At 66.3% G+C, this 26,207-nt stretch carries 26 protein-coding genes and 1 tRNA gene; 9 read left to right on the forward strand and 18 right to left on the reverse strand.

Features of this window, described 5'->3' with window-relative positions; all coding sequences use genetic code 11:
- Window positions 1–157: 157 nt before the first annotated feature.
- The 5 genes from ampD to WAQ08_RS03890 are packed head-to-tail and all read right to left on the reverse strand — an operon-like array spanning window position 158 to window position 5,414.
- The gene (gene ampD / locus WAQ08_RS03870; RefSeq protein WP_422189314.1) at window positions 158–754 is read right to left on the reverse strand and encodes a 1,6-anhydro-N-acetylmuramyl-L-alanine amidase AmpD; all 597 of its coding nucleotides are present in this window, start codon (window positions 752–754) and stop codon (window positions 158–160) included.
- Window positions 751–2,370 (reverse strand): sigma-54-dependent transcriptional regulator, encoded by a 1,620-nt coding sequence (locus WAQ08_RS03875; protein ID WP_422189315.1) that lies wholly within the window; start codon window positions 2,368–2,370, stop codon window positions 751–753. The genes ampD and WAQ08_RS03875 overlap by 4 nt, the downstream gene beginning before the upstream one ends.
- Entirely contained in the window at window positions 2,367–4,229 is a 1,863-nt protein-coding gene (locus WAQ08_RS03880; protein ID WP_422189316.1) for a sensor histidine kinase, read from the reverse strand. The genes WAQ08_RS03875 and WAQ08_RS03880 overlap by 4 nt, the downstream gene beginning before the upstream one ends.
- 12 nt (window positions 4,230–4,241) lie before the next feature.
- Window positions 4,242–4,538, reverse strand: a complete 297-nt coding sequence (locus WAQ08_RS03885) for a PP0621 family protein (protein WP_422189317.1) — start codon at window positions 4,536–4,538, stop codon at window positions 4,242–4,244.
- Between the two features lie 27 nt (window positions 4,539–4,565).
- Entirely contained in the window at window positions 4,566–5,414 is an 849-nt protein-coding gene (locus tag WAQ08_RS03890; protein WP_422189318.1) for a cytochrome C assembly family protein, read from the reverse strand.
- Window positions 5,415–5,480: 66 nt separating this feature from the next.
- Here WAQ08_RS03890 and ffh point away from each other — a divergent pair, with 66 nt between their 5' ends.
- Together ffh and WAQ08_RS03900 are read left to right on the forward strand one after the other, a co-directional pair.
- Complete coding sequence (gene ffh / locus WAQ08_RS03895) at window positions 5,481–6,842, forward strand: signal recognition particle protein (RefSeq protein ID WP_422189319.1); 1,362 nt, start codon at window positions 5,481–5,483, stop codon at window positions 6,840–6,842.
- 59 nt (window positions 6,843–6,901) lie between these two features.
- Entirely contained in the window at window positions 6,902–7,651 is a 750-nt protein-coding gene (locus WAQ08_RS03900) for a DUF2726 domain-containing protein (protein WP_422189320.1), read from the forward strand.
- Between the two features lie 20 nt (window positions 7,652–7,671).
- On the opposite strand, the gene ftsY is transcribed toward WAQ08_RS03900, so the two are convergent.
- Window positions 7,672–8,874, reverse strand: a complete 1,203-nt coding sequence (ftsY, locus tag WAQ08_RS03905) for a signal recognition particle-docking protein FtsY (protein ID WP_422189321.1) — start codon at window positions 8,872–8,874, stop codon at window positions 7,672–7,674.
- A 118-nt stretch (window positions 8,875–8,992) separates the two neighbouring features.
- On the opposite strand from ftsY, the gene rsmD reads away from it, so the two are divergent.
- The 3 genes from rsmD to WAQ08_RS03920 all read left to right on the forward strand — a co-directional run bounded on the left by rsmD (window position 8,993) and on the right by WAQ08_RS03920 (window position 10,556).
- Window positions 8,993–9,685, forward strand: a complete 693-nt coding sequence (gene rsmD / locus WAQ08_RS03910) for a 16S rRNA (guanine(966)-N(2))-methyltransferase RsmD (protein ID WP_422189322.1) — start codon at window positions 8,993–8,995, stop codon at window positions 9,683–9,685.
- A gap of 69 nt (window positions 9,686–9,754) precedes the next feature.
- Window positions 9,755–10,252 (forward strand): pantetheine-phosphate adenylyltransferase, encoded by a 498-nt coding sequence (coaD, locus tag WAQ08_RS03915; protein ID WP_422189346.1) that lies wholly within the window; start codon window positions 9,755–9,757, stop codon window positions 10,250–10,252.
- Between the two features lie 13 nt (window positions 10,253–10,265).
- A complete protein-coding gene (locus tag WAQ08_RS03920) occupies window positions 10,266–10,556 on the forward strand; it encodes a YfhL family 4Fe-4S dicluster ferredoxin (RefSeq protein ID WP_422189323.1) in 291 nt (96 codons plus the stop codon).
- Here the strand turns inward: WAQ08_RS03920 and WAQ08_RS03925 are convergent.
- The 8 genes from WAQ08_RS03925 to WAQ08_RS03960 all read right to left on the reverse strand — a co-directional run bounded on the left by WAQ08_RS03925 (window position 10,540) and on the right by WAQ08_RS03960 (window position 17,332).
- Window positions 10,540–11,112, reverse strand: coding sequence for a hypothetical protein (locus tag WAQ08_RS03925; protein ID WP_422189324.1), 573 nt, complete (start codon window positions 11,110–11,112; stop codon window positions 10,540–10,542). The genes WAQ08_RS03920 and WAQ08_RS03925 overlap by 17 nt on opposite strands.
- A 57-nt stretch (window positions 11,113–11,169) precedes the next feature.
- Complete coding sequence (pth, locus tag WAQ08_RS03930) at window positions 11,170–11,838, reverse strand: aminoacyl-tRNA hydrolase (RefSeq protein WP_422189325.1); 669 nt, start codon at window positions 11,836–11,838, stop codon at window positions 11,170–11,172.
- A gap of 97 nt (window positions 11,839–11,935) precedes the next feature.
- Window positions 11,936–12,559 carry a 50S ribosomal protein L25/general stress protein Ctc gene (locus WAQ08_RS03935; RefSeq protein ID WP_422189326.1) on the reverse strand — a complete coding sequence of 208 codons (624 nt, stop codon included), beginning with the start codon at window positions 12,557–12,559 and terminating at the stop codon, window positions 11,936–11,938.
- 84 nt (window positions 12,560–12,643) lie between these two features.
- Window positions 12,644–13,606, reverse strand: a complete 963-nt coding sequence (locus WAQ08_RS03940) for a ribose-phosphate pyrophosphokinase (RefSeq protein WP_422189327.1) — start codon at window positions 13,604–13,606, stop codon at window positions 12,644–12,646.
- Window positions 13,607–13,724: 118 nt separating this feature from the next.
- Window positions 13,725–13,801 (reverse strand) — tRNA-Gln (locus WAQ08_RS03945).
- A gap of 133 nt (window positions 13,802–13,934) precedes the next feature.
- Entirely contained in the window at window positions 13,935–14,813 is an 879-nt protein-coding gene (gene ispE / locus WAQ08_RS03950; RefSeq protein WP_422189328.1) for a 4-(cytidine 5'-diphospho)-2-C-methyl-D-erythritol kinase, read from the reverse strand.
- Between the two features lie 45 nt (window positions 14,814–14,858).
- Complete coding sequence (locus tag WAQ08_RS03955; RefSeq protein WP_422189329.1) at window positions 14,859–15,296, reverse strand: outer membrane lipoprotein LolB; 438 nt, start codon at window positions 15,294–15,296, stop codon at window positions 14,859–14,861.
- A 161-nt stretch (window positions 15,297–15,457) separates the two neighbouring features.
- The gene (locus WAQ08_RS03960) at window positions 15,458–17,332 is read right to left on the reverse strand and encodes a tetratricopeptide repeat protein (RefSeq protein ID WP_422189330.1); all 1,875 of its coding nucleotides are present in this window, start codon (window positions 17,330–17,332) and stop codon (window positions 15,458–15,460) included.
- Between the two features lie 152 nt (window positions 17,333–17,484).
- Between WAQ08_RS03960 and mutM the strand changes: the two genes are divergently transcribed.
- The 3 genes from mutM to mutY all read left to right on the forward strand — a co-directional run bounded on the left by mutM (window position 17,485) and on the right by mutY (window position 21,653).
- Window positions 17,485–18,303, forward strand: coding sequence for a bifunctional DNA-formamidopyrimidine glycosylase/DNA-(apurinic or apyrimidinic site) lyase (gene mutM / locus WAQ08_RS03965; protein ID WP_422189331.1), 819 nt, complete (start codon window positions 17,485–17,487; stop codon window positions 18,301–18,303).
- 153 nt (window positions 18,304–18,456) lie between these two features.
- The gene (locus WAQ08_RS03970) at window positions 18,457–20,541 is read left to right on the forward strand and encodes a dynamin family protein (protein WP_422189332.1); all 2,085 of its coding nucleotides are present in this window, start codon (window positions 18,457–18,459) and stop codon (window positions 20,539–20,541) included.
- Window positions 20,538–21,653, forward strand: coding sequence for an A/G-specific adenine glycosylase (gene mutY, locus WAQ08_RS03975; protein WP_422189333.1), 1,116 nt, complete (start codon window positions 20,538–20,540; stop codon window positions 21,651–21,653). The genes WAQ08_RS03970 and mutY overlap by 4 nt, the downstream gene beginning before the upstream one ends.
- A 21-nt stretch (window positions 21,654–21,674) precedes the next feature.
- Here the strand turns inward: mutY and dkgB are convergent, their stop codons facing one another.
- Both dkgB and WAQ08_RS03985 read right to left on the reverse strand, forming a co-directional pair.
- Entirely contained in the window at window positions 21,675–22,484 is an 810-nt protein-coding gene (gene dkgB / locus WAQ08_RS03980) for a 2,5-didehydrogluconate reductase DkgB (protein WP_422189334.1), read from the reverse strand.
- Window positions 22,481–23,698, reverse strand: coding sequence for an MFS transporter (locus WAQ08_RS03985; protein WP_422189335.1), 1,218 nt, complete (start codon window positions 23,696–23,698; stop codon window positions 22,481–22,483). The genes dkgB and WAQ08_RS03985 overlap by 4 nt, the downstream gene beginning before the upstream one ends.
- Before the next feature lie 110 nt (window positions 23,699–23,808).
- Here WAQ08_RS03985 and WAQ08_RS03990 point away from each other — a divergent pair, with 110 nt between their 5' ends.
- Window positions 23,809–24,714, forward strand: a complete 906-nt coding sequence (locus WAQ08_RS03990; protein ID WP_422189336.1) for a LysR substrate-binding domain-containing protein — start codon at window positions 23,809–23,811, stop codon at window positions 24,712–24,714.
- A 28-nt stretch (window positions 24,715–24,742) separates the two neighbouring features.
- Here the strand turns inward: WAQ08_RS03990 and WAQ08_RS03995 are convergent, their stop codons facing one another.
- Window positions 24,743–25,066, reverse strand: coding sequence for a chorismate mutase (locus WAQ08_RS03995; RefSeq protein WP_422189337.1), 324 nt, complete (start codon window positions 25,064–25,066; stop codon window positions 24,743–24,745).
- Between the two features lie 260 nt (window positions 25,067–25,326).
- Window positions 25,327–26,112: an exodeoxyribonuclease III gene (gene xth / locus WAQ08_RS04000; RefSeq protein ID WP_422189338.1), complete on the reverse strand. Its 786-nt coding sequence runs from the start codon at window positions 26,110–26,112 to the stop codon at window positions 25,327–25,329.
- Window positions 26,113–26,207 lie beyond the last annotated feature (95 nt).

Consider the following 26,207-nt stretch of genomic DNA (forward strand, 5'->3'; position numbering starts at 1 on the left):
GAGCGCCTGATGGCGCGGTGTCTGCAGACACTATATATGGTGTTCTGTGCTCTGTTCAAGCACTACCTGTAGTGTCCGGAGGGGACTATAACGCCTTTTTTGATCGCCCCCGCGTTTACGGGATCACAAGGGGGAAATCACCCATGTTGCGCGGTCGTCACTGGGGGTGTGTGATGCCGTCCGGAAAGGCCGCATCGGGCCATGCAAGTTGTTGTCGCAGCCCGATCCAGTCGAAGGCGCGGCCGGGATCTTCCTTGCGGCCGGGGGCCACATGTTCATGTCCAGCCACGTGCCGCAGGTCGGGGTAGTGATCGGCCATGGCCTGGAGCAGCGATGCGAGGGTGTCGTACTGCGCGGGCTCGAACGGGTGGTGTTCAAGGCCTTCGAGTTCGATGCCCACGGCGTAGTCGTTGCAGTTGTCGCGTCCACGCCAGGATGAGCGGCCAGCATGCCACGCGCGATCGTCCGCGGACACGAACTGAACCAGTTCACCATCACGGCGGATCAGGAAATGGGCAGACACCTCCAGGCCCTGGATCTGCTGGAAATAGGGATGGGCCTGCCAGTCGAGCTGGTTGGTGAAAAGCTGTTCGATCTCGGGGCCGCCGTACTGGCCGGGGGGCAGGCTGATGGAGTGCAGCACGGCCAGGTCGATCGGTGTGCCTGTGGGCCGCGGGCCATGGTTGGGGGAGGGCACGTGCCGGGCGGCCGCGTACCAGCCCTTGTGCCATGGTGCGGGGGCGGCCTGGCTCATGTCAGCGGATCGTGCTCGGTGTCGCCGGGGTCGAAGCGTTCGCCCAGCTCGACCCCTTGAGGCGTGACATGAACGCCCAGGCGGGCCATGCGGTAGCGCATCTGGCGCAGCGACAGGCCGAGGCTGGCGCCAGCGGCCGTGCGGTTGAGCCGGCACTTCTCGAGCGCGCGCACGAGGATGTCGCGCTCGATCTGATCCAGGTGGGCGGCCAGGTCGCTGGGCAGTTCGGGCTCCGTGCCTTCTGCGTTGCGCGCTGCGAGGATGGGGGCCGCAGGCAACGGTGCCTGTGGCGTGGCCGGGGCCAACGACGGTGTGGCCATGTAAGGCTCGGGCGCGGGGGGCAGGTAGCCGTGCAGGCCGAGGTCGTCCGCGCCGATCTGGTGGCCGGTGCTCAGGGCTACGGCGCGGTGAAGGATGTTCTCCAGCTCGCGCACATTGCCCGGGAAGCTGTAGCGCCGCAGCGCCTCTTCGGCCGAGGGCGCCAGTTGTGGCACGGTGGCCTGGCCGGTCTCGTCGGTGATGCGGCGCAGCACCTGGTCGCAGATCAGGGCCAGGTCCTCCAGGCGATCACGCAAGGCCGGCAGCGGGATCTGGATGACGTTGAGGCGGTAGAACAAATCTTGCCGGAAGCGGCCGGCCTGCACTTCGCGCGCCAGATCCTTGTGGGTGGCGCTGAGGATGCGCACGTCCACCGGGATCTCGGAGATCGCGCCGACGGGGCGCACGGCGCGCTCCTGGATGGCGCGCAGCAGCTTGGATTGCATCGGCAGGGGCAGGTCGCCGATCTCATCGAGGAAAAGGGTGCCTCCGCGGGCGGCCTGGAAGAAGCCTTCGCGGTCTTCCTGCGCGCCGGTGAAGGCGCCTTTGCGGTAGCCGAAGAACTCGGCCTCCAGCAGTTGCTCCGGGATGGCGCCGCAGTTGACGGCGACGAAGGGTTGGCCATGTCGTGTGCCGACATCGTGGACGGCCCGCGCGACCAGTTCCTTGCCCGTGCCGGATTCACCCCACAGCAGCACCGGGGCCATGGACCGCGAGACTTTCTCGATCAGTTGACGCACGTGCTCGATGGCGCGTGAGCGCCCGGTCAGGCGTGCAAGCGCGGCGTTGGCCACGGGCAGCGCCGGCGGTGCGGCAGGCTCCGTGTTGCCCAAAGGAGGCGTTGCGCCGGGTTGAGCCTTGCGCGCTGGCGCGCTGGGGGCGGCCTGGCTGAGCTCCCGAAGTGCCGGCGCAACCGTGTCCTTGGACGACAGCGCAGCGGCCACGACAGCGCGGAACTGCTTGAGGTCCACCGGCTTGGTCAGGTAGTCGAAGGCGCCGGCCTTGAGGGCTTCGACTGCGTTCTCGGCCGAGCCGTAGGCGGTGATGACGATGGCCTTTTCGCGCCGACCGATCGATTCGAGGTGGCGCAGCAGGTCGATGCCGGTGCCATCGGGCAGGCGCATGTCCGTGATGATGGCGTCGAAGGCGTGGTCCTGCAGGGCGAGGCGGGCGTCGTCCACGCTGGCGGCGGTCTCGACGTCGTAGCCCTCACGCAGCAGTGTGAGTTCGTACAGGGTGCGCAGGTCGGGCTCGTCGTCCACGACCAGCAGGCGGCTGGGGGAGGTGGATGCGCTCATGGTGGGGCGGTACCGGCGAAATCGGCCAGGGGCATGACGATGTAGAACTCGTTGCGGTGGCGCTGCGTGGGCGGGTGGGCGCGGAAGTCGATGGACGCGCCATAGCGCTCGCACAGCTCACGGCAAATGTACAGGCCCAGGCCGGTGCCACGGCTGCGCGTGGAGAAGAAGGGCTCGAACAGCGAGCGCTCGATCTGCCCTTCGATGACCAGGCCATCGCTGAAGACGGACACCAGCGCCTGCGGCGGGTGGTCCTGCAGGATCATCAACTGCGCTTCGACACGGATGGCACCAGGTTGGCTGCTGCCATGGCGCAGGGCGTTGTCCATCAGGTTGACCAGCACGCGGCGAAAGTGCTCTGGCTCGAAATACACCCGAGCCGGGGTGCCGAGTTCGCGCGGTGGCAGGCCGCTGATGTTCAGGGCAAGCAGCGAGGCGTTGGCGGGCACGGGGTGCAGCTTGAGCCATTCGTCGACCACGGCGCGCAGCAGGCGCTCCAGATCGATGGCGGGGGCTTGCGCCCGGGCGCCGGGTGCCACCGCCAGGATGTCGTCGACGATGCGCTTGAGGCGCTCGACGTTGTCGGCCACCATGGTGGTTAGCCGTTGCTGCGGGGCGTTGATGGCGTCTTCGGCGAGCAGGGCGTTGGCCTGGGCGATGGCGGCCAGCGGGTTGCGGATCTCGTGCGCGATGCCGGCGGACATGCGGCCCATTGCGGCCAGCTTGTCCTGGCGCACGCGGGCCTGCACGGTGCGCACGTCTTCCAGGAACACCACGCAGACATCATCCTGGTTGGGCGTGTCGCGCCCGCGAGTGAACTTCAGGCGCATGCGCAGCACGCGCCGGGTGTGGTCATCGAAGGTGATCTGCAGTTCGCGGGCATCGTCCAGGCGGCGGGGCTGGGTGAAGGCCTGTTCGATGGCCTTGACCAGTGGCTCCCAGGCGGGCACGCCGCGCAGTTGGAAGGGCGCTGGTGGGGTGAGCCCGTGGGCCGACAGCAGCTTGCGTGCGGAGGGGTTGGCCGTGCGCACGCGGCCATGGCGGTCCACCGCCAGCACGCCCTCGGGCATCTCTTCGATGACCAGGCGGTTGAGTTGGGCCTGCTGGCGGGCCAGCTCCATGCTGCCCCGTGCACTGCGTTGCTCGCGCGCCAGGCGGGACGAGAGCTCACTGACCAGCAAGGCCACGGCGAACAGGCCGAACCCGGTCAAGCCGGCGGGCGTGAGCGAGGTGATGTCATCGCGCAGGGCGCCTTCGATGATGGCGCCGGTCAGGAGGATCAGGGTGGCGGCGGCTGCCGCGGCCAGCGCCATGAAACGCGGCATGAGCACGGCGCTCATTAGCACGGGCAGCGCCATCAGCGCGGCAGTGTTGATGTTGAATCCGCTGTCGAGAAAGCTGAGGATGGCAAAGCTGCCCAGATCCACGCCAATCGTGAACAGGGCTTGCCTGGTCGACAGGCGCATTTCGGCGCCCAGCTTGTCGATGCGCTGGGAGGGCCACCACCACCACAGCAGCGCCAGGGCCGCGTAGCCGATGGCCACGGTGAGGATCTGCGGGTTGAGGCTACGGCCGAACAAGGCTGAGGTGATCACGCCGATGATGAGCAGCACCCCCAGGGCCGCGCGGGCCGCGAGGAAGGCGCGGTACATGCGGGCATAGGGCGAGCCTTCCAGCCGAAGGCCGCGTGCAGGCTCGGGCGTGGGTTCGGCGGGGCTCTTCCACCAGCGTGCCGAGGTGGCTCGGGGCTCGCCGGATGGGGCAGCGGTTTCCCCAAGTTCGCTGAACCACGATGCGGCGCCGTCCGCGGCCTGTGTTGTGGCGGCGTCGTCCGGCGCGGGGGCGGGGCGGCTGCTCATGGCTTGGCGTGGCTATCGGGCCGCATCGGAGCGGGGCCCCAGGCGCCGATGTTCGGCGCTGCAGAAAAGCTGGCCGCGCCCATGTTCCGGCCCGGCCAGGGCGTCGTTGCGAGGCAGGTGCACGCCGCAGTGGGCACAGGGGACGATGTCCTGAGCCTGCGCGTCATCCTGTTGGGCCGCAGGGCGGGGTGTCTGCGACGGCGTGGGCGGCTTCGCCTCGGGCGCCTTGTTCTTTGAACCTCGCAGCCGCGACAGCGGGCCCCAGAGCACCGCGAAGATCAACAGCGCGAGCAGCAGGAACTTGGTCATCTTGGCAATACAGCAGCGGCCGGGGTGTCAGAGGCCGGTGGGCGGCTGGCGGTGCAGCAACACTTCCAGCACGAAACGGGAGCCCACATAGGCCAGCAGCAGCAAGGCTGAGCCGGCATACAGCCAGCCGATGGCGGTCTTGCCGCGCCAGCCCAGCCAGTGCCTGCCCGCCAGCAGCACGGCGAACACCGACCACGACATGATGGAGAACAGTGTCTTGTGATCCCAGCGCCAGGGGTTGGCGAAGAGCGAACCCAGGATCAGCGTCAACGTGAGCACCACGAAACCGGCCAGCACGAAGCGCAGCGTGAGTGATTCGAGCTTGAGCAAGGGGATGCCCGGGGCCTTGCGCACCGTACCGAGGGTCTTGTCTCTCAGGCGGCGTTCGGCCAGGCGCCACATCATGGCGTGGAGCAGCGCGGCGCCGAACAGCCCGTACGAGGCGATGCCCAGCACCCAGTGCAGCGGCGCCAGCCCATGTTCGATGGAAGGGTGCTCCTGCCCCGGGTAGAGAAACGCCAGCGTCACGGCAATGGCCGCCAGCACGGCCAGGCTGCGGCGGATCGTCGGTGAATCGAGTTGCAGGCGTTCCCAGGCGTAAATGGCCAGCACCAGCCACAGAGTCACCGACAATGCTGGTGCGAACCCGAAGCGGGCCACCAGCACGGGCGCGCTCCAGTCAAATGCCTCTGAAATGATGGCCACGGCATGCGCCAGCCAGCCGAAGGCCAGCAGCCACCAGGCCTGGTCCGGGCGGTGCTTGTCACTGGCCTCGGATTCTGGTGCCGGGCGTGCCGGCCACGCTGCGGCCAGGCCATAAGCGCCTGCCGCCAGCACGGTGGATGCAAGGGGCAGCAGGCTGGGCGATAAAATCATCCTCAGAGTGTACGGTCGTTGGCGCGCGAAGTTCGCGGCGCCGGGCCCCAAGTTTGACAACACGCCATGGCATCCACCCTTACCGATCGTCTCAGTCGCCTGGTCAAGACCATGCGCGGGCAGGCCCGCATCAGCGAATCCAATGTGCAGGACATGCTGCGAGAAGTGCGCATGGCGCTGCTGGAGGCCGACGTGGCCCTGCCAGTGGTGCGCGACTTCATCGCCCGCGTGAAAGACAAGGCCCTGGGCCAGGAGGTCGTGGCCTCGCTGACCCCGGGCCAGGTGCTGGTCAGCATCGTTCACAAGGAGCTGGCCGCCACCATGGGCGAGGGCGTGGCCGACCTGAACCTGGCCGTTCAGCCCCCTGCGGTGATCCTGATGTCCGGCCTGCAGGGCTCGGGCAAGACCACCACCACCGCCAAGCTGGCCAAGCACCTGATCGAAAAGCGCAAGAAGAAGGTGCTCACGGTCTCCGCCGACGTCTACCGCCCGGCCGCCATCGAGCAGCTCAAGACAGTGACCAAGCAGGCCGGTGCCGAGTGGTTCCCCTCCAGCCCCGACCAGAAGCCGCGCGACATCGCCCTGGCCGCGCTGGATCACGCCCGCCGCCATTACTTCGATGTGCTGCTGGTGGACACCGCCGGTCGCCTGGCCATCGACGAAGCCTTGATGGCCGAGATCAAGGACCTGCACGCCGTGATCAACCCGGTCGAAACCCTGTTCGTGGTCGATGCCATGCAGGGCCAGGATGCCGTGAACACGGCGCGTGCCTTCAAGGAGGCCCTGCCGCTGACCGGTGTCGTGCTGACCAAGACGGATGGTGATTCGCGCGGTGGTGCGGCCCTGTCCGTGCGCCAGGTGGCGGGCGCCCCGATCAAGTTCGCCGGTGTTTCCGAGAAGATCGACGGTCTGGAGGTCTTCGATGCGGAACGCCATGCCGGCCGCGTGCTGGGCATGGGCGACATCGTCGCGCTGGTCGAGGAGGTGCAGAAGGGCGTCGACATGGAGGCCGCGCAGAAGCTGGCCGAAAAAGTAAAGTCCGGCGCCAGCTTCGACCTCAACGACTTCCTGTCGCAGATCTCCCAGATGAAGAAGATGGGGGGCTTGTCGTCGCTGATGGACAAGCTGCCTGCCGAGATGGCGGCCAAGGCTGGTCAGGCCGACATGGACAAGGCCGAGCGCGACGTGCGCCGCATGGAAGGCATCATCAATTCGATGACGCAGTTGGAGCGTCGCAAGCCCGAACTGATCAAGGCCAGCCGCAAGCGCCGCATCGCCGCTGGTGCCGGTGTGCAGGTGCAGGAGGTCAACCGTCTGCTCAACCAGTTCGAGCAGATGCAGACCATGATGAAAAAAATGAAGGGTGGCGGCCTGATGAAGATGATGAAGCGCATGGGCGGCATGAAAGGCCTACCGGGGATGCGTTGATTGCCAGCATGGCGACGTGCTGTTAGGCTGCTTTTTTCGCTTGCTGAACCTCGTTGACCGTGAACCCGACCCTGGCCCTTGTTCTGTTGGTGGTGCTCCTCGTGCTGGTGGCCGGGGGGCTGCTGATCTGGCGTCGCCGCCAAGGTGGCGCTGGTGGGGCAGGGCGTGGCGGACGGCAAGCGCAGGCTGAAGAGCTGGACACCGTGGCATCCTGGGAGCCTACGGCCACCAGGATGCTGACCGGCCCGGAGCGCGAGGCCTACCAGACCCTGCGCCGGGCCTTGCCCGAGCACATCGTGCTGGCCCAGGTGCCCCTGGCCCGCTTCATCAAGGTGCCTACGCGCAACTCCTACGCGGAGTGGATGCGCCGTGTGGGTGGCCTGTGTGCCGACATCGTGGTGTGCGACGCCACTTCGCAGGTGGTCGCCGTGGTCGAGGTGCGCAACCCGATCGCCCGTGACAAGGAGCGTGCGCAGCGCCGCCAGGCCCGCATGGACCGCGTGCTCGAGGCCGCGGGCATTCCCGTTCACGTCTGGCTGGAAGGCGCCTTGCCTGGGCCGGCCGTGGCGCGCGAAACCGTGCTGGGCGGCCCGATGGTCTTCATGACCAAATCCGGCGCCACCCTGGTGGATACCGCTGTACGTGCCAAGGTGCCGCCACCGGGCTCTGGTGCCTCTTTGGAAGGCATGGCCGTCCATGAAGGGGTGGAGGTGGATGTCGATCTGGGGGCTGACAGCGAAGGCCCCAGGCCGGTGTCTACCTGGTTCGAATCAGGTCACTCTGGCGCGGCGCCCTTGGGGCCGCGCTGAGCGTTGTACTGATCGTTGCGTTACTCCAGCAACGCGCGTGCGAACTCGCGGGCGCTGAAGGTCTGCAGATCTTCCAGGCTTTCGCCCACCCCGATGAAGTAGACCGGCACCGGTGTGCCACGCTGCCGTGACCACAAGGCGATGGCGGCCAGCACGCCGCCCTTGGCCGTGCCGTCCAGCTTGGTCACGATCAGCCCGGTGAGGCCCAGGGTCTCATCGAAGGCTTTGACCTGAGCCAAAGCGTTCTGCCCCGTGTTGCCATCCACCACCAGCAGCACTTCGTGCGGCGCGCCGTCCATGGCCTTGCTGATGACGCGATGGATTTTCTTGAGCTCTTCCATCAGGTGCAATTGCGTGGCCAGGCGACCTGCGGTGTCGGCGATGACCACATCGCAGCCGCGCGAACGGCCAGCCTGAACGGCATCGAAGGTCACGGCCGCGGGGTCGCCGCCTTCCTGGCTCACGATCTGAACGCGGGTGCGGTCTGCCCACACCGCGAGTTGCTCGCGCGCGGCGGCCCGGAAGGTGTCGGCCGCGGCCAGCAGCACCTGTTGGCCGTGGTCGGACAGATAGCGCGTGAGCTTGCCGATGGAGGTGGTCTTGCCCGCACCGTTGACGCCGGCGACCATCATTACCGTGGGCGTGTGCAGGCCCACCACCAGTGACTTCTCCAGCGGGGCCAGCAGGTCGGTGATCGCATCGATCAGCAAGGCCTTCACCGCTTCGGGTGTGTCGGCCTTGTGCTCCTTCACGCGGCGCTTGAGGTCATCGAGCAGGTGCTGCGTGGCGGCCACGCCGGCATCGGCCATCAGCAGGGCGGCCTCGAGTTCTTCGTACAGGGCATCATCGATGCGCGTACCCGTGAAGACCTGGGCGATCGATGAGCCGGTCTTGCGCAGGCCGGTGCGCAGCCTGTCCATCCACGAGCGACGCTCGGGCTTGGCCTGAGGCTGGGCCACGACGATGTCGGTGGTGGCTGGCGTGTTGTCCGCAGGTGCGATTTGCACAACCGGCACGGGGGCCGGTGCAGGCGCCACTGCGGGGGTAGACGGAGGCTGTGCCGGGCGCGTTGAGGCGGCGGCAGGCGGGCCGGCGGCCACAGAGGGGGCGGGCGCTGCGGCAGGTGTGGACGGCTGGGCGGAAGGTGTCGGCGCGGTGTCCTGAACCTCCGGCGAGGGCTCGCTCTGGCCCCAGCCCAGCTTTTTCTTGATGAAACTGAACATGCCGAGATTGTAGGCGGGGCGGCCTGCATCGCTGTGGGCGCCTACAATTGGTGGCCCGTGCGAAGCCCCCTCAGAGGGACGCCGCGCAGGCCAAATTCTTGCCCGCCCCCCACGTTCCATGGCCACGCAACGCCCCCGGACTGAATCAACGCCCCGATCCGCGCGCGAAGCCGAACGGGTGGCGCGCCAGGCGCCCCAGGAGGTCCGCATCATCGGTGGGCGCTTCAAGCGCAGTCCCTTGAGCGTGCCCACCTGGCCCGGTTTGCGCCCGACCTCGAGCCGTGTGCGCGAAACCCTTTTCAACTGGCTGGGGCAGGATCTGGCAGGCTGGCGCGTGCTGGATGCCTTTGCCGGCAGCGGCGCGCTGGGCCTGGAGGCCGCCTCCCGTGGTGCCGAGAGTGTGGCCATGCTGGAGCGTGAGCCGGTGCTGGCACGCGGCATCGAGGCCAATGTACGCAAGCTGGGGGCCCAGGGCGTGAGCGTGGTGGCAGCCGATGCCCTGGCCTGGATGAAGCAGCAGGCGCTTCGGCAGCCCGGTGCTTTCGACCTGGTGCTGCTCGACCCTCCCTTCGAGGCCAACCTGTTCGACGAGGCCCTGTTGGCCGCCACGGGCTGCGTGTCACCCGGCGGCTGGATCTACCTTGAAGCCCCCTTGCCCTGTGCCAGCCCGGATTCAGGCGCGGGCAATGCATCTGTGCTGACCCTGCCGCCTGGTTTGCGCGTGCATCGTCAAGGCAAGGCCGGTGCAGTGCACTATCACCTGATCGAGCGTGGGGGCAGCCCGCCGAACGCCCCTGCGCAGGGCGGCTGAGCCTACACTGGTGTCCGTTTCATCAAGCCTGCGGTTCGCGGCCGGGGCGTTGGAGTTTTGCCTGTGACGTTGAAGTCCACCACGATTGCTGTCTACCCCGGTACCTTCGACCCCATGACCCTGGGGCATGCCGACCTGATGGCCCGTGCCAGCCGGCTGTTTGATCGCCTGATCCTGGCTGTGGCGGCGGGGCACCACAAGAAGACCATGTTCTCGCTGGATGAGCGCCTGGACATGGCCAAGGAACTGGCCGCCGAGCACGCCAATGTGGAGGTCATCGCCTTCGAAGGTCTGCTGCGCGATTTCGTGGTCGGGCATGAGGGCAAGGTGGTGGTGCGCGGCCTGCGTGCCGTCAGTGACTTCGAGTACGAGTTCCAGATGGCCGGCATGAACCGCCAGTTGATGCCCGAGGTGGAAACCGTGTTCCTGACGCCGTCGGACCAGTACCAGTTCGTGTCGGGCACCTTCGTGCGCGAGATCGCGATGCTGGGCGGCGATGTCTCCAAGTTCGTGGCACCGTCGGTGCTGGCGCGCTTGAAGGCCCGCGTGGCTGCGAGCAAGGCTTGAGAGGGCTGCTGCCATGGCACTGAAGATCACGGACGAGTGCATCAACTGCGACGTCTGCGAGCCCGAATGTCCCAATCAGGCGATCTCCATGGGGCCTGACATCTATGTGATCGACCCTGCCCGGTGCACGGAGTGCGTCGGCCATTTCGACGAGCCGCAGTGCGTGCAGGTGTGCCCGGTGGAGTGCATCCCCAAGGACGAGGCGCTCCCCGAAACCGAGGTGCAACTGATGGACAAGTACCACCGCCTACAGGCCGACGCCCAGGCCCAGGTCAAGCCCAACAAGCTCACTGAGCAGGCTTGACGCGCTCGTGCGCCTGAGGGCCTGCCTGCCGTGGTGCCTTGGCGGTGAGTTCCGTCGTGTGCGCCTGTTTTCGCTTGTTGGGTTTGTGCAAGGCCCTGTCTGGCGTGCTCACTTGCTGGCCCAGGTGCTCGAAAGGGCGTTGCCCGATGCGATGGCTGGTCAGCGGCACGGCTTTGGGGGCAGCTGGAGCCGTTGCAGCACGTGCAGCCTGCGTTGATGAGCGGCGCGTTTTGCGCTTCTTGGTGCTTGCGGTGCGCGCCTTGCCGGTTGATGCGCTGGTGTCCTGATGCGCCAGCCAGGCCGTCTGTCGATCGTGGTTGGCCTGGGCCTGCGCCTGTTGTGCCGGTGTTCGGTGGTCAGCAGCCTGCAAGGCCTGTCCGGCGCCCTCATGGCAAGGCGCCGACTGGTAGGTAATGGATTCACCCGCAGACGTGGAAGGGCAGCGGTAGACCGTGCGTGCGTGGGCGGTGCTGGCAGCCAAGGCGGCCAGCATCAGGGCTTGCACGGTCATGAGTGCCGCGGCCGCGAGGATGGAGCGGGCGGTGTCTCGGTTCATGGTGGAACGATCCCTGGTGTTTTGTCGCACCAGTGTCGGAGCGTTCCTGCTGGTCGCCTATCCCTCTTTGGGGGTGCTTGATTTTCCCGCCACCTCTGTGGTGGGCGCAGCCTGTGTCTCCGCTGGCCGTGGGAGTTTGGGCGGCTTGGGGCGTTGTGCGCCGGCGTGGATGGTGGTGGTGGCCTTGGCCATGTCGCCCGCCAGCAGCGCGTCCGTGGCTTGCAGGGCCTTGTCGATGCATTGTTCGATCAACTCACGCTCGCTCGACGGCGGCTTGCGCAGCACATAGGCTGCCACTTCGGCCTTCACGCCAGGGTGGCCGATGCCCAGGCGCAGGCGCCAGTAGTCGGGTGAGCCCAGTTGGGCATGCGTGTCGCGTAGGCCGTTGTGGCCGGCGTGCCCGCCGCCTTGCTTGAGCTTGACCTGCCCGGGCAGCATGTCGAGCTCGTCGTGCGCCACCAGGATCTCGTTGGGAGCGATCTTGAAGAAGCGCGCCAGTGCTGCGACCGACTTGCCTGACAGGTTCATGTAGGTCTGCGGTTGCAGCAGCCACACCGGGCCTTGCGGGGTATTGGCCCGCGCCATGAAGCCATGGTAGGCGCGGTCCATCGACAGGCGCACATCGAGCCGGCGCGCCAGTTGGTCGATGTACCAGAAGCCCGCGTTGTGCCGCGTGTCGTCGTATTCGGTGCCCGGGTTGCCCAGGCCCACAAAGAGTCGAATCATGGTGTCGGGATGAAATCAGGCCGAAGTGTCGCACGTGCAGGCAAGAAAAAGCCCCGCCAGGGCGGGGCTTTCGGGGGGCCGTGAGGCAGGCGAAGAATTACTTCTTGCCCTTCTTGCCCTTGGCGGGTTCGGCAGCGGCCACGGGGGCGACGATTTCTTCGGCCACAGGCTCGACCACCGAAGCGATGATCGGGTTCTTGCGACCGTGTGTCAGCACCTTCACGCCGGCGTCCAGTTTCAGATCGTCCACGTGGATGGATTGACCCTTGACCACATGGCCCAGGTCGATCGTCAGGAACTCAGGCAGCTTCTCGGCCAGGCACTCGATCTCGAGTTCGGTGACGGCGTGGTTGATCAGGCACTTGTCCAGCTTGACGGCCGGCGACTCTGCTTCGTTCACGAAGTGCAGGGGCACCTTCTTGTGGATGCGGGTGGTGGCGTCGATGCGTTGGAAGTCGACGTGCAGCACTTGCTTCTTGAAGGGGTGCACTTGGTAGTCGCGCAGCAGGACCTTTTCAACCTTGCCGTTCAGGTCCATCTCGAGGATGGACGAGTGGAAGGTTTCCTTGCGCATGGCGTGGTACAGCGCGTTGTGGTCGACTTCGATGTTCAGGGGCTGGACGCCAGCGCCGTAAACGATACCGGGCACCTTGCCGGCAATGCGCAGGCGGCGGCTCGCTCCGGTCCCCTGCAGGCTGCGCTCGAAAGCGGTGAATTTCATGGATGACTCCAATTGAAGTGAGGCGCCCGCGACCAGGCGCCTGTGAAAAGGCCCGGTGTATGACGACCGGGCCGACGACACGGATCAGAAGTTGTTGTTCTGCTCCGAGAAAAGGGAGGTGACCGAATCGCCGTCGGTGATGCGGCGGATGGTCTCCGCGAACAGGAAGGCCGTGGACAACTGACGGATCTTGGTCGTGTCCTTGGCCGAATCGTTCAGCGGGATGGTGTTGGTGATCACGACCTCGTCGAGGTGCGAAGCCTTGATGCGCTCGATGGCCGGGCCCGAGAACACGGCGTGCGTGCAGTAGGCATAGACGTTCTTGGCGCCACGCTCTTTCAGTACCTCGGCGGCTTTGACCAGCGTACCGGCGGTGTCGATCATGTCGTCCATGATCACGCAGTTGCGGCCGTCGATCTCGCCGATCACGTGCATCACTTCGGACACGTTGGCCTTGGGGCGACGCTTGTCGATGATGGCCAGATCACAGCCCAGTTGCTTGGCCAGCGCACGGGCGCGCACCACGCCGCCGACGTCGGGCGACACGACCACCAAGTCTTCGTAGCGCTTGGACTGCAGGTCGGACAGCAGCACCGGCGAGGCGTAGATGTTGTCCACCGGGATGCGGAAGAAGCCCTGGATCTGGTCGGCGTGCAGGTCCATCGTGAGCACGCGCTCGACGCCGACGGTTTCCAGCAGGTCGGCCACGATGCGCGCCGAGATGGGCACGCGGGTGGAGCGGGGGCGGCGGTCCTGGCGGGCGTAGCCGAAGTAGGGGATGACGGCCGTGATGCGCTGGGCAGAGGCGCGCTTGAGCGCATCGACCATGACCAGCAGTTCCATCAGGTTGTCATTCGTCGGGGCGCAGGTGGACTGCACCACGAAGACCTCGCGGCCCCGCACGTTCTGCTGGATCTCGACGGTGGTTTCACCATCTGAGAAACGGCCGACAGCGGCTTTGCCGAGCTCCAGACCGAGGTGGGAGACGATTTCCTGGGCCAATGCCGGGTTGGCATTGCCGGTGAACACGACGGTATCAGAGAGCATGGGGCAAACTCAGAAAAAACCAATGCCGCCCAGTGGATGATCGATGCGATCAAAGGGCGGCACAGCGTGTTTCTTGAATCAGGGGAACGACTTGTCAGCAACGATCCGGTGTGCAGTGTGGCAGGGGAAGAAGGATTCGAACCTTCGCATGTCGGAATCAAAATCCGATGCCTTAACCAACTTGGCGACTCCCCTACACAGGCTTCGATCTGTTGCCAGACCGGAGCCGAAACTAGTGTTTCGCCGGATCTCTGCGTGAGCCTCACATTATATGCCGGTTTTTTGTCGTTTGCTGCAGGTGTTGTGAAAATTTCGTCGCGAAATTTTTTCACTGACCTGGCAGCAGGCGACAGAGTCGACCGGCCCATGCGGGATCTGCCAGACCGACATCGGTTGGGCTGAACGATGAGACCGCGTCGCTGGCGCTGGTGTGTTCTTCTATGAGCCCTGGTTCGACCCAGGAAAACACTGCGCTGCCTGATCCCGTCATCCGGCTGTTGCCGAAGCGGTCTTGCATGATCTCAAGCGCCTGGACCACCTGATCGCTGTAGGCCGTTGCGGGCCCTTGCAAATCGTTGTGTCCGAAGCGCTTGGGCGCTGCAAGAAAGTCTGCGACTATAGCATGGGGGGTGTCGCGCTTCAGGCAGGTGTTGTTGAAAATCGCCACTGTGGGCACCGCCACGGGCGGCTTGAGCACGGCCAGCGGTGTGGCCAGTGTGTCGGCAGGCAATGTGATCGGTGTGATCTGCTCGCCGATGCCTTCAACCCAGGCGTGTTGGCCGCGGATGAAGAAGGGCACATCGGCGCCCAGGCGCAGGGCCAGGGCTTCGAGCTGCTCGCCCGACCGGTGCAGCCCCCACAGTTGATTGAGCGCGAGCAGCACGGTGGCCGCATCGGAGCTGCCGCCGCCCATGCCGGCACCCCAGGGCACCTGCTTGTCGATGTGTATGTCGGCGCCAAGTGCGCAGCCGCTTTCCTGCTGCAGCAGACGGGCGGCCTTGAGACACAGGTCATCAGCGGGCAGCGCGGGGCCCAGGTCATGCCTGTGCAACTGGCCGTCGGTGCGCGTGTCGATGTGCAGCGTGTCGGCCCAGTCGATCAGCACGAAGGCCGATTGCAGCAGGTGATAGCCGTCCGGGCGGCGGCCCGTGACGTGCAGGAACAGGTTGAGCTTGGCCGGGGCGCGCAGGTCGCTCAGGGCGGGCATGGGGGAGGCTTTCGGTACGAGGGGCAGGGTGCGCAGGCGAAGACCTCAATGGTCGATGCGCACCCGCAGTGTGATGCCACGCTGCGTGGCTGTGGGCGCGCGCTGGGCATCGATGTAGCCGCTGTCGCGCGCGCGCAGATCGACCTGCCAGCCGGCCTGGGTGAACTGCTCCTGGTTGCCGGGCGTCTGGCCTTCCCACGGCTGGCCGGGCGCGGGGGCGCCTTCGAGCCAAGCCATCAAGGCAGGGATGGGCAGTGGCTCGCCCAGCACGTGGCGCGTGAGGGCATCGAGCGAGTCGAAAGGCTGTTCGCCTTCCGAGGTGCGCAGCACGGCCATGCGCTCGCGCCACTGGACGGAGGCCATGCGTGTGCCCAAGGGGGTCGACAGGTCGAGGGTGCCCTTGGCGGGCGTGCCGTCGAGGCTGAAGGTCATCTGCACACCTTTGGCTGCCTCCTGGTCGAAGGCCGCGAGCTTGAGGCTCATGCGGCCATCCCAGGGGCCATGGTACTGGCGGGGCGGCGTGGCGGTGGCAGGTGGCTGTGCGCCAGTGGTGGCTGGCGTACCTTGTGTGACAGGCGGCGTGCTTGCGCATCCAGCCAGCAAACAGGTCGCCACCAACCAAGCCCCCGGACCTGCAAGGCGCATCACAGGGGCGCCTTCAGGCGCTTGAGCGTTTCGCGCAGGGTTTCGTTGCGCGGATCCTGGGCGATACCTTCGCGCCAGATGCGCAGGGCTTCATCCTGCTCACCCAAGGTCCAGAGCACTTCGCCCAGGTGGGCGGCGATCTCGGTGTCCGACTTGGTGACGTAGGCTTGGCGCAGCCACTTCACGGCCTCCTGCGGGTGGCCCGCGCGGAACTCCAGCCAGCCCAGGCTGTCGGTGATGTAGGGATCGCCAGGGCGCAGTTCGAGGGCCTTGGTGATCAGGGTGCGCGCCTCGTCCAGGCGGATGCCGCGATCAGCCAGGCTGTAGCCCAGGGCGTTGTAGGCATGCGAGTGATCGGGCTTGAGCTCGATGACGCGGCGCAGCAGCTTTTCGGCATCGTCATAACGCTTGAGCTTTTCGCCGAGCATGGCCTGGTCGTAGAGGATGTCGGGCTCGTTGGGGTAGCGCTGTGTGGCCACGTCCAGGAGCTTGTAGGCCTCTTCGTCCTGGCCGACATCGCGCAGCAGCTGCGATTCGGCGGCGATCTTGGTGAGTGCGTCGCGCGGTTCTGTTTCAGGGATGGCGCGGATCAAGGCACGGCCCTGGGCCACCTTGCCGTTGTTGGCCATCATCCGGGCGCGGGCGGCCTGGATGCGGAGCTTGGTACCGGCCGGGTCGGCCTTCTTGAGCCAGTCGTCGGCCAGGACTATGCGACCTCGGTTTTCGGCGATCTGCGCCATCATCAGGTAGCCGGCCTCGGGCTCGAGCCCGCTGTGGGTGGCCTCGGCCAGGGCGGCGGTGACGGAGGGCGGCTTGTTGGCCGTTTCCTGCAAGGCGAGGAAACGGCTGGCGGCTTGCTCGGCCTGATCGAGTTGCTTGAGCTCGAGGCGGACGGCGGCCAGCGTGATCCAGGCACCGGCGTTGTCGGGTTGCTCGGCCACGATGGCATCGAGCTGTTCGCCGGCTTCATTCAGGCGCTGGGTGGTGGCCAGTTTGCGCGCGTAGGCCAGGCGCAGCACCACGGTGGGCTGCTCCTTGAGCTGTGTGGTGACGATGGACTCGAGTTCGGGCTTCTTGCCCATCAGGTCCAGCGCGAGCAGTGCCACGGCCAGAAGCTTGGGGTTGGCGGCGCGGGCCTTGTCCAGCGCTTCGGCGGCCTTGGCCTGGTCGCCGGCTGAGAGCCAGGCTTCGCTGCTCGCGGCCCAGGCCTCGGCCATGCCGGGCAGGGGTTCACGCCACGGTGCGGTGGCCTGCTCCACCACCTGGGCGGCGGCCTTGCGGTCGCTCATGCGGCTCAGCGAGCGCGGCAGGGACGCGATCACCTGCGGGCGCTGCGCTTCAGGGGTGAGCCGGATCAGGCTTTCAAGTGGGCTGGCCAGATCGGTGGTGCGGCTCAGGGCCATCAGGATCTGGGCGGTGTACTCGGAGGCTTCGCGGTCTTGCGGCAGGGCTTGTCGCCAGGCCTGAGCGGCCAGTAGGGCCTGCTCGCCAGCACGTGCCTGCAGGGCGACGTCCACGGCACGTTGGTAGAGCTGGCCGCTCTTGAGCCGCTTGGCCGCTTCGAAGTAGAGCTGGTAGGAGGTGCCGAAATCGCCATCGCGCGCCTGGATCTCACCAATAAGAAGTTGGTAGAACAGGTTGGCGTCCATGGGCGAGTTGCGCACCAAGGGGCCGCGGTCGGGCGCCTTGGCTTCGGGCTTGGCGGCATCGACGGCTGGCGGCGGCTCCGTGACAGGTGCGGCATGGGCTGCTGTCTGCCAGCAGCTCAGCAGGGCTCCCAGGGTGGCGGCCAGCACGAAGGTGGCTGAACGGCTGTGGGAGATCGGACGGGAAAGGGCGGCAGTTTTAGGGGCAGCGAAAGGGCGCAGGTGCATGAACACTCCATCGTTGAAGTGCATTCTAGGCACGAGGGCGGGCCATGAAGCTCTGTGGTGGCAAATCAACCGACCCGCTTATTGGGCGATGATGCCGTTCGGGGCCGTTGGAGTCTTGTTTTCGGGGGCTGGTTCCCCATCTTCAGTCCGCTATGCCAGAACTGCCAGAAGTCGAAGTCACCCGCCGCAGCTTTGCCGACCGCATCGAAGGTGCATCGGTGCGCGAGGTGCGCCTGGGCAAGCCTTTGCGCTGGCCCTTGGGGCAGGCGGAATCCACCCTGGTGGGCAAGACCGTGGGTACCGTGCACCGTCGGGGCAAGTACCTGTGGATGCCACTGGAGCCGGGTGGTGGCCTGCTGCTGCACCTGGGCATGTCGGGCTCCTTGTCCTTCTCGATCGATCCCGGGCCCGCTGGGGCGCATGATCACTTTGACCTGTGGACCAGCCAGGGTTGTCTGCGCCTGCATGACCCCCGCCGTTTCGGTGCGGTCGTGTGGGGCGAGGCCCCAGGGCATGGTCTGGTCGGGCGTCTGTTGCAGGGGCTGGGTGTGGAGCCGTTTTCGCCGGAGTGGACAGCGCAGCACCTGCGTCAGGGCGTGGCGGGGCGGCGCGTATCCATCAAACAGGCGTTGCTGGCGGGCGACATCGTGGTGGGCGTGGGCAACATCTACGCCAGCGAGGCGTTGTTCCGGGCAGGTATCCATCCGGCCACGCCGGCCCAGCGGGTGGGCATGGTGCGCTGCGAGAAGCTGGTAGCTGCGGTGCGCGAGGTGCTGCACGAGGCAGTGGAAGCTGGTGGCTCATCGCTCAAGGATTTCAAGGACACGCATGGCAATGCGGGCCATTTCCAACTGGCCACCCGGGTGTATGACCGTGCGGGCCAGCCCTGTTTGACATGCCTTACCCCGGTGCGCCGCCTGGTGCAGGGGCAGCGTTCCACCTATTTCTGCGTGCGTTGCCAGAAGCCTTGAGTTTTCCGTTTGTGCAACTGTTTGTGTGCGACTTTGTGCGCCTTTAGCGTGCCAGGTTGCGGTGAAAATGCGACTTTTGTGGCCTTTTCGGCGCAGGGTGCCCTGGTTTTTGCTTGCCTGCGTTTGAAACGGATGCGCTAGGATGCCCCTACGATGAAGCCGACTTTTGCCAGCCATCTCGACGCCCTGGGCCACTGGCGCGTCGCCACAGACACCCGCCTGGCCTCGCTGGCGAAGTTCGTGCGCGAGCACGATCTGCTGGACGAGGGCATGTCCGAGTGGTTCGAGGCCATGCGCTACCGCCTGTCGGGCGAGAAGCTCATGGTGGCCTTCGTGGCCGAGTTCTCGCGCGGCAAGTCCGAGCTGATCAACGCGATCTTCTTCTCCGACAAGGGCCGCCGCATGATGCCGGCCTCGGCCGGGCGCACCACGATGTGCCCGGTGGAGCTGGGCTATGACGCGGAGGACCCTGTCGGCCTGTCGCTGCTCCCGATCGAGACACGGCTGGAGCCGACCTCGCTGGTGGAATACCGCCGCACACCCGCAGCCTGGTCGCACATCGAGCTGGACCTGACCAACCCCGATGGCATGGCCCAGGCGCTGGGCGAGGTCATGCGCACCCGTCTGGTCACGCAGGACCAGGCCCGTGATCTGGGCTTCTGGGATGACGAGCGCACCGACGACAACCCGCCGCTGTCCGCTGATGGTCAGGTAGAGATCCCGGTTTGGCGCCATGCGCGCATCAACCTGCCGCACCCATTGCTCAAGCGCGGGCTGGTGGTGCTGGACACGCCGGGCCTGAACGCCATCGGCACCGAGCCCGAACTGACGCTGGGCCTGCTGCCACAGGCGCATGCCACCGTGTTCATCCTGGGCGCGGACACGGGCGTGACCCGCTCTGACCTGAGCATCTGGCGCGACCATCTGTGCGGCCCGGCGCTGGCTCGCTATGTGGCGCTCAACAAGATCGACACGCTGGCCGATCCGCTCAGCACGCCCGAGCAGGTGCAGGCCACCATCGTGCGCCAGTGCGAGAGCGTGGCGCAGACGCTGGAGATCCCGACCGAGCACGTGTTCCCGATCTCGGCGCGCCAGGCCCTGGCCGCGCGCCTGGGGCATGACGAAGCCGGGCTGGCGGCCAGCCGCCTGGAAGACTTCGAGTTGGCCTTGTCCGAAGGCCTGCTGCCCAAGCGGCGTGAAACCCTGGCCCAGGGCGCTGTGGATGGTGCCCGTGGCCTGCAGCAGCAACTGACGCGCCGCTTCGGCGAGCTGCGTCGCCACCATGCCGAGCAGATGCTCGAACTGCGTGGCCTGCGCGGCAAGAGTGGCGGCAAGGTGCAGTTGATGCTGCAGCGTGTGCAGGCCGAGGCCACCGAGTTTGAGCAGTGCACGGCCCGCCTGGCGGCCATGCGCAGCGTGCATGCGCGCATGCTCAAGGAATCGCTGTATGACCTGTCGGCCGAGCGCCTGCGCCAGGAGGTCGATGTGCTGCAGCAGGTGCTGGGCGGCTCGTGGTTGCCGCTGGGCGCCAAGAAGGCCTTCATCGAGCTGTGCGCGCGCCTGCGTGGCCTGATCGAGCAGGCCCAGCAGCGCAGCGACGAAATCCATGCAATGCTGGTGGCTTCGTTCGGCAAGCTCAACGCCGAGTTCGGCTTCGGCCTGTCGGCCGAGCAGCCGGTGGACGTGCGCCGCTACCGCGAAGACCTGGACCTGATCGAGCGCAACTACGTGCAGTACCTGGGCCTGAGCCAGGCCTTCCGTCTGGCGCAACCGGGCTTCCAGGAGCAGTTCCGCCGCATGCTGATCTCGCGCCTGCGCGTGGTGTTCGAGACGGTGAGCAACGACATCGAGCTGTGGAACAAGACGGCCTCGGCACAGGTGGACAGCCAGCTGCGTGAGCGTCGCCGCAACTTCAAGCGCCGCTACGAATCGCTGGATCGCATCCAGACCGCTTCCAACGAGCTGGACATTCGCCTGCAGGAAGTGCAGGCACAGGACGAGCGCGTGCTGCAGCTGCAGACGCGCTTGGGTGTGCTGATCGATGAGTTGGTGGTCCAGGCCACGAGCGATCCGATGGATCCTGACGGTGCATTGGCAGCGTTCGAAGCATCCACCGCGGCCATGCCGCTCGATGATGCGTCGGGCACCGACACCGTCGACATCCCGCTGGACGACACGGCCCGCCACCTGATGACCTTCCGCGCCTTGCCCGCTGGCAGCGCCTCCGAATCCGCATGACATCCCTCGCCCAGCAAAGGCTGCTGCAGGCAGCCCGTTCGTCGTCGCCCATGCTGGCCGATCGTCTGGTGGCCTGGCAACGCCAGCAGGGGCGCCATCACCTGCCATGGCAGAACACGCGCGACCCTTACCGCGTGTGGCTGTCGGAGATCATGCTGCAGCAGACGCAGGTGAGCACGGTGCTGGGCTACTACGACCGTTTCCTGAAAGCCTTTCCGGACGTGGCCGCGCTGGCCGCTGCCTCGCTGGACGAGGTACTCACGCTGTGGGCCGGCTTGGGCTACTACAGCCGTGCGCGCAACCTGCACCGCTGCGCGCAGGCCGTGGTGGCTCATCACGGCGGCAGCTTCCCGCAGACTGCCGAGGCGCTGATGACCTTGCCCGGCATTGGCCGCTCGACCGCTGCCGCCATCGCGGGCTTCTGCTTCCACGAGCGCACCGCCATCCTGGATGGCAACGTCAAGCGTGTGCTGACCCGGGTGCTAGGCTGGGGCGAGGATCTGTCCGTGTCGGCCAACGAACGTGCCCTGTGGTTGGCGGCCGAAGCTGTGCTGCCCGAAAAGGCCAAGGACATGCCGGCCTACACGCAGGGCGTGATGGACCTGGGCGCCACCTTGTGCACGCAGCGAAAGCCGGCCTGCCTGACCTGCCCGTGGTCGGACATCTGCATCGCACGGCGCGAGGGGCAGCCCGAGGCTTTCCCGGTCAAGACGCGCAAGCTCAAGCGCTCCAGCCGCGAAAGCTGGTGGCTGTGGCTGGAGCACGATGAGCAGGTGTGGCTGGTGCAAAGGCCCGCCACGGGCGTGTGGGGCGGGCTCTGGACGCTGCCGCTGTTCGATTCCGAAGCCTTGATGGACGAGGCTGTGCTGAAGCTGGGCGCGCAGACGCCCGAGATCCAGCCAGCGATCAAGCATGTGCTGACCCATATGGACTGGCATCTGCATCCACGCCGATCGCTGCTGGCGACCCGCCCGCGTGCTGCCGATCTGCGGCATCTGGCGGGCGAGGCGGTCGGTGCCGATGCGCACGGTGTGGGCCGCTGGGTGCCCGTGAGCGAGCTGGATTCGGTGGGCCTGCCAGCACCGCTCAGGAAGCTGCTGCCGGCGGGCTAAGCTACCCCGTCAAGCCAGCCGTCAATCCCATTGGGGCGCGAGGCCTTCGGGGTTCACCAGCCGGCCATTGCGCTCCAGCACCGCGATGCGCGCCATGTCGTCATCGCTCAAGGTGAGTTGCTGCGCCTTGAGGTTGCTTTCCAGGTTGGCACGCTTGGTGGATGAGGGGATGACCGCATAACCCAGTTGCATCGCCCAGGCCAGGGCCACCTGGGCAGGCGTGGCTTGGTGGCTGGAGGCGATCTCCTGGATCACCGGATCCTCCAGCACCTTGCCCACGCCCAGCGTCATGTAGGACGTGATGTGGATGCCCTGGCTGTGCGCGAAATCCACCACCTTGCGGTTCTGGACGTGCGGTGACAGCTCGACCTGGTTGGTGGCGATGTTGCCCTTGCCCAGGATGTCGACTGACTGTTTCATCAGGTCGACCGTGAAGTTGGAGATGCCGATCAGCTTGGTCAGGCCACGCGATTGCGCATCGGCCAGCGCGGCCAGGGTTTCGGCCAGAGGCACGGCATTGTTGGGTGAGGGCCAGTGGATCAGGGTCAGGTCGACGTGCTCGGTGCGCAGCTTGTCCAGGCTTTCCTGCAGGCTGGGCAGCAGCTTGTCGCGGCTGAAGTTGTCGATCCAGATCTTGGTGGTGATGAAGAGGTCATCGCGCGAGACGGCGCTGTCCTCGATGGCCTTACCGACCTCGGCCTCGTTGCCGTAGATCTGGGCCGTGTCGATGACACGGTAGCCCAGATCGAGTGCGTTGCTGACCGAATCGATGACGACCTGATCCTTGAGGCGGAAGGTGCCCAGGCCGAAGGCGGGAATCTGCTTGTTCATGCGCAAGGTCTTTCGTTGGTGGAGAGTTCCGGGTGGAGGGCAGGGGCGGGCTGGGAGTTCCCTTGATCGAGCAGGCCGCTGAGGTAGGTCAAGGCCAGGGCCACCAGCACCACGAGGGCGCCGATCCAGGGCGTGTGCATCAGCCCGAAGGATGTCACGATCAGGCCGCCGGCCCAGGCCGCACCGGCAATACCCAGGTTGAAGGCCGCGATGTTCAGGCCAGAGGCCACATCGACCGCATCGGGCGTATAACGCTCGGCCTGGCGCACCACATAGACCTGCAGGGCTGGCACGTTACCGAATGCGACGGCGCCCCAAGCCAGGACGGTGGCCACGGCCAGCCATGGGTTGTGTGCAGTGAAGGTGAACACCAGCAGCACCAGGGCCAGCAGCGCGAAGATCAGCTTGAGCGCAGGGATCGGGCCGTGGCGATCGGCCAGGCGGCCGCCCCACAGGTTGCCGGCGGCCACGGACACCCCGTAGACCAGCATCACCCAGGCCACGGCGCTGGGGCCGAAGCCGGCCTCCTGCTGCAGGATGGGCGCCAGGAAGGTGAAGGGGATGAAAGAGCCGCCGTAGCCGATGGCTGTCTTGGCGTAGACCAGCAGCAGGCGCGGCTCGGCCAGCACCCGGGCCTGCTGGGCCAGCGAGGCCGGGGCCTGGCGCGCGATGTTGCGGGGGATGAAGAGCAGGCTGCCGATGAAGGCGATCGCACCCAGGCCCGCCACGGCCAGGAAGGTGGCGCGCCAGCCGAAGTGCTGACCGATGAAGGTGCCGAGCGGCACACCGGTGACCAGGGCGACCGTGAGGCCGGTGAACATGATGGCGATGGCGCTGGCGGCTTTCTCCTTGGGCACCAGGCTGGTGGCGATGGTGGACCCGATCGAGAAGAACACGCCGTGCGCCAAGCCCGTGAGGATGCGCGCCATGATCAGCGAGGTATGGTCGGGCGCATGCCAGGCCAGCAGGTTGCCGGCTGTGAACAGGGCCATCAGGCCCAGCAGCAGTGCCTTGCGGGGCGCTTTGCCGGTGAGGGCTGTGAGCACGGGGGCGCCCACGGCCACGCCCAAGGCGTACAGGCTGACCAGCAGGCCGGCCGAGGGCAGGGTGATGCCGAGGTCAGCGGCCACGGTGGGGATCAGGCCAACGATGACGAACTCGGTCGTTCCGATGGCGAATGCGCTGAGCGTCAGCGCGAGCAGGGCAATGGGCATGGTGCACTCCTGTGAGGATGGGTGGAGTGTGGCTTGATGCCGTTTGCTGAAAAAGCCCTGTATGGGCAAAATATTGTTGACATGAAATCAACAATGGCCAAGGTGACCGGGTGAAAACCACGTTGGAAGAGCTGCTGGTGTTTCGCACGGTGGTGGACACCGGCTCCATCACGGCGGCTGCCGAGCAGTTGCGCCAGACGGTGTCGGGCATCAGCCGGGCCCTGCGCCGGCTGGAAGACAAGCTGGACACCACCTTGCTGACGCGCACCACGCGCCGCCTGACGCTGACGGACGAAGGCCACGCCTTCCTGGCGCATGCGCGCAACATCCTGACGGCGGTGGACGAGGCCGAGGATCAGTTGCTGTCACGCCGGCTGCAACCGGCCGGGCGTCTGCGCGTGAACGCCGCCGCGCCCTTCATCCTGCACGTGATGGCACCGTTGGTGGCCGAGTTCCGCCAGCGCTATCCGCAGATCGACCTGGAACTCAACACAGACGACTTGGTGATCGACCTGTTGGAAGAGGACACCGACGTGGCGGTGCGCATCGGGCCGTTGCGTGTTTCGACCTTGCGCGCCAAAGCCCTGGGCGGCAGCGCGCTGAAGGTGCTGGCCAGCCCGGCGTATCTGAAATCGCATGGCCGACCGCGCAGCGTGGCCGATCTGCGCAAGCACGTGTTGCTGGGCTTCTCGCAGCGCGAATCACTCAACCACTGGCCGCTGGCGGGCGATCATGGCGACCGCCTGCACATCACCCCGACGATGAAGGCCTCCAGCGGCGAGACGCTGCGCTGGCTGGCCTTGCGCGGCGAGGGCATCGTGTGCCTGTCCGACTTCATGACGCTGGAAGATCGCAGGCGTGGCGACCTGGTCCAGGTGTTGCCCAAGCACACCGTGCAGGTGCTGCAGCCCATCCACGCGGTGTACTACCGCAGTGCGCAGGTGTCGTTGCGCATTGCGTGCTTCCTGGACTTCATGGATGAGCAGTTGGGGCAGACGGCCTGGAACGTGCGCTGAGGATGCGCTGTCATCAGGGTGCCTGGCCTCAAGCGTGTGCTGCCATCTGTTCGAAGTGCTGGTGCTCATCCTCGATGAAGGCAGCGATCATGGCGCGGTAGGTGGCCTCCACCACGGCGGTGGGCGCACCCACGTCGCGGGCCTGGGCCAGGGCGCGTTCAATCACCTGCTGCACGCGCTGAGGGGCCTGCACTTCTTGTGCGTCGCGCTTGAAGCGGGCCGCCTGCTGAATGTATTGCGCACGCTCGGCCAGCAGGGCCACGAGCTGGCAGTCGGCCTGGTCGATGCGAATGCGCACCTCATCCAGGCTTTCGCATTGGGCGACGATGGGGGCGGTGGGGGTGAAGGTCATGTCGGGCTCCTGAGGGATGGATCGTTGGGACTTCTCTGGGAAGCTGCCCATCGCAGGAGCGCACGCATGAAAAAGCCGCCTGGATAGGCGGCTGGTGTGGTGAACGAACGCTGTGAGGTTCTTCAGGCACGCGAGGCCGCCGGGACATGGCGGCGCCACCAAAGACCTTGGACGGTCTGCGCGGTGTTGAGTGCTTGGAACGCGGTGTTCATGTGGGTCATGCTAACCGCAGGCGGAATCAGGCATCAAGCCGTGGGGTTTTAGGCCACCGTGAGCGATGTCACGACCGGCGCGTGGTCGCTGGGGCGCTCGTTCTTGCGCGGCAGCTTGTCGATGGCGCAGGCGCTGACGTGCGGCTTGAGCGCATCGCTCACCAGGATGTGGTCGATGCGCAAGCCCTGGTTCTTGCGGAAGGCCAGGTTGCGGTAATCCCACCAGCTCCACAGGCGCGGGGCCTGCTCGAACATGCGGAAGCTGTCGGAAAGGCCCAGGCCCAGCAGGCGCTGGAAGTGGTCGCGCTCCTCGGGGGTGCAATGGATCTGGCCGGCCCAGGCGACGGGGTCGTGCACGTCGGCATCGGTGGGCGCGATGTTGTAGTCGCCCATGAGGACCAGGTTGGGGTGGGCCACCAGTTCCTGGCGCACCCATTCGCGAAGGGCGTCGAGCCAGCGCATCTTGTAGACGAACTTGTCGCTGTCGGGCGCCTGGCCGTTGGGGAAGTAGCCGTTGATCACGCGGATGTGGCCCAGCTTGGGGTGGGGCACGGTGGCGGCGATCACGCGGGCCTGCTCGTCCTCGAAGCCGGGGATGTTGCGCACCACGTCGGTGGTTTCTACGCGGCTGAGCACGGCCACGCCGTTGTAGGTGCGCTGGCCGAACCAGTGCGCGTGGTAGCCGGCCTGCAGCAGTCCGGCGTGCGGGAACTTGTCGTCCGTGAGCTTGGTCTCCTGCAGCACGATCACGTCCACCGGGTTGGCGGCCAGCCAGTCCAGCAACTGGGGCAGGCGCACGGCGAGGGAGTTGACGTTCCAGGTGGAGAGTTTCATGAGTTTTCTAGCGCGTTGAATTTATTGATGTTTTTGTCTGAGTTTTGCTGATTTTTGCGTCTAGCTACCCACTTAGCTACCCAAATGGTCTGTGC

Origin of the sequence: Aquabacterium sp., from assembly GCF_049274795.1 — a bacterium.
Lineage (GTDB): Bacteria > Pseudomonadota > Gammaproteobacteria > Burkholderiales > Burkholderiaceae_C > Aquabacterium.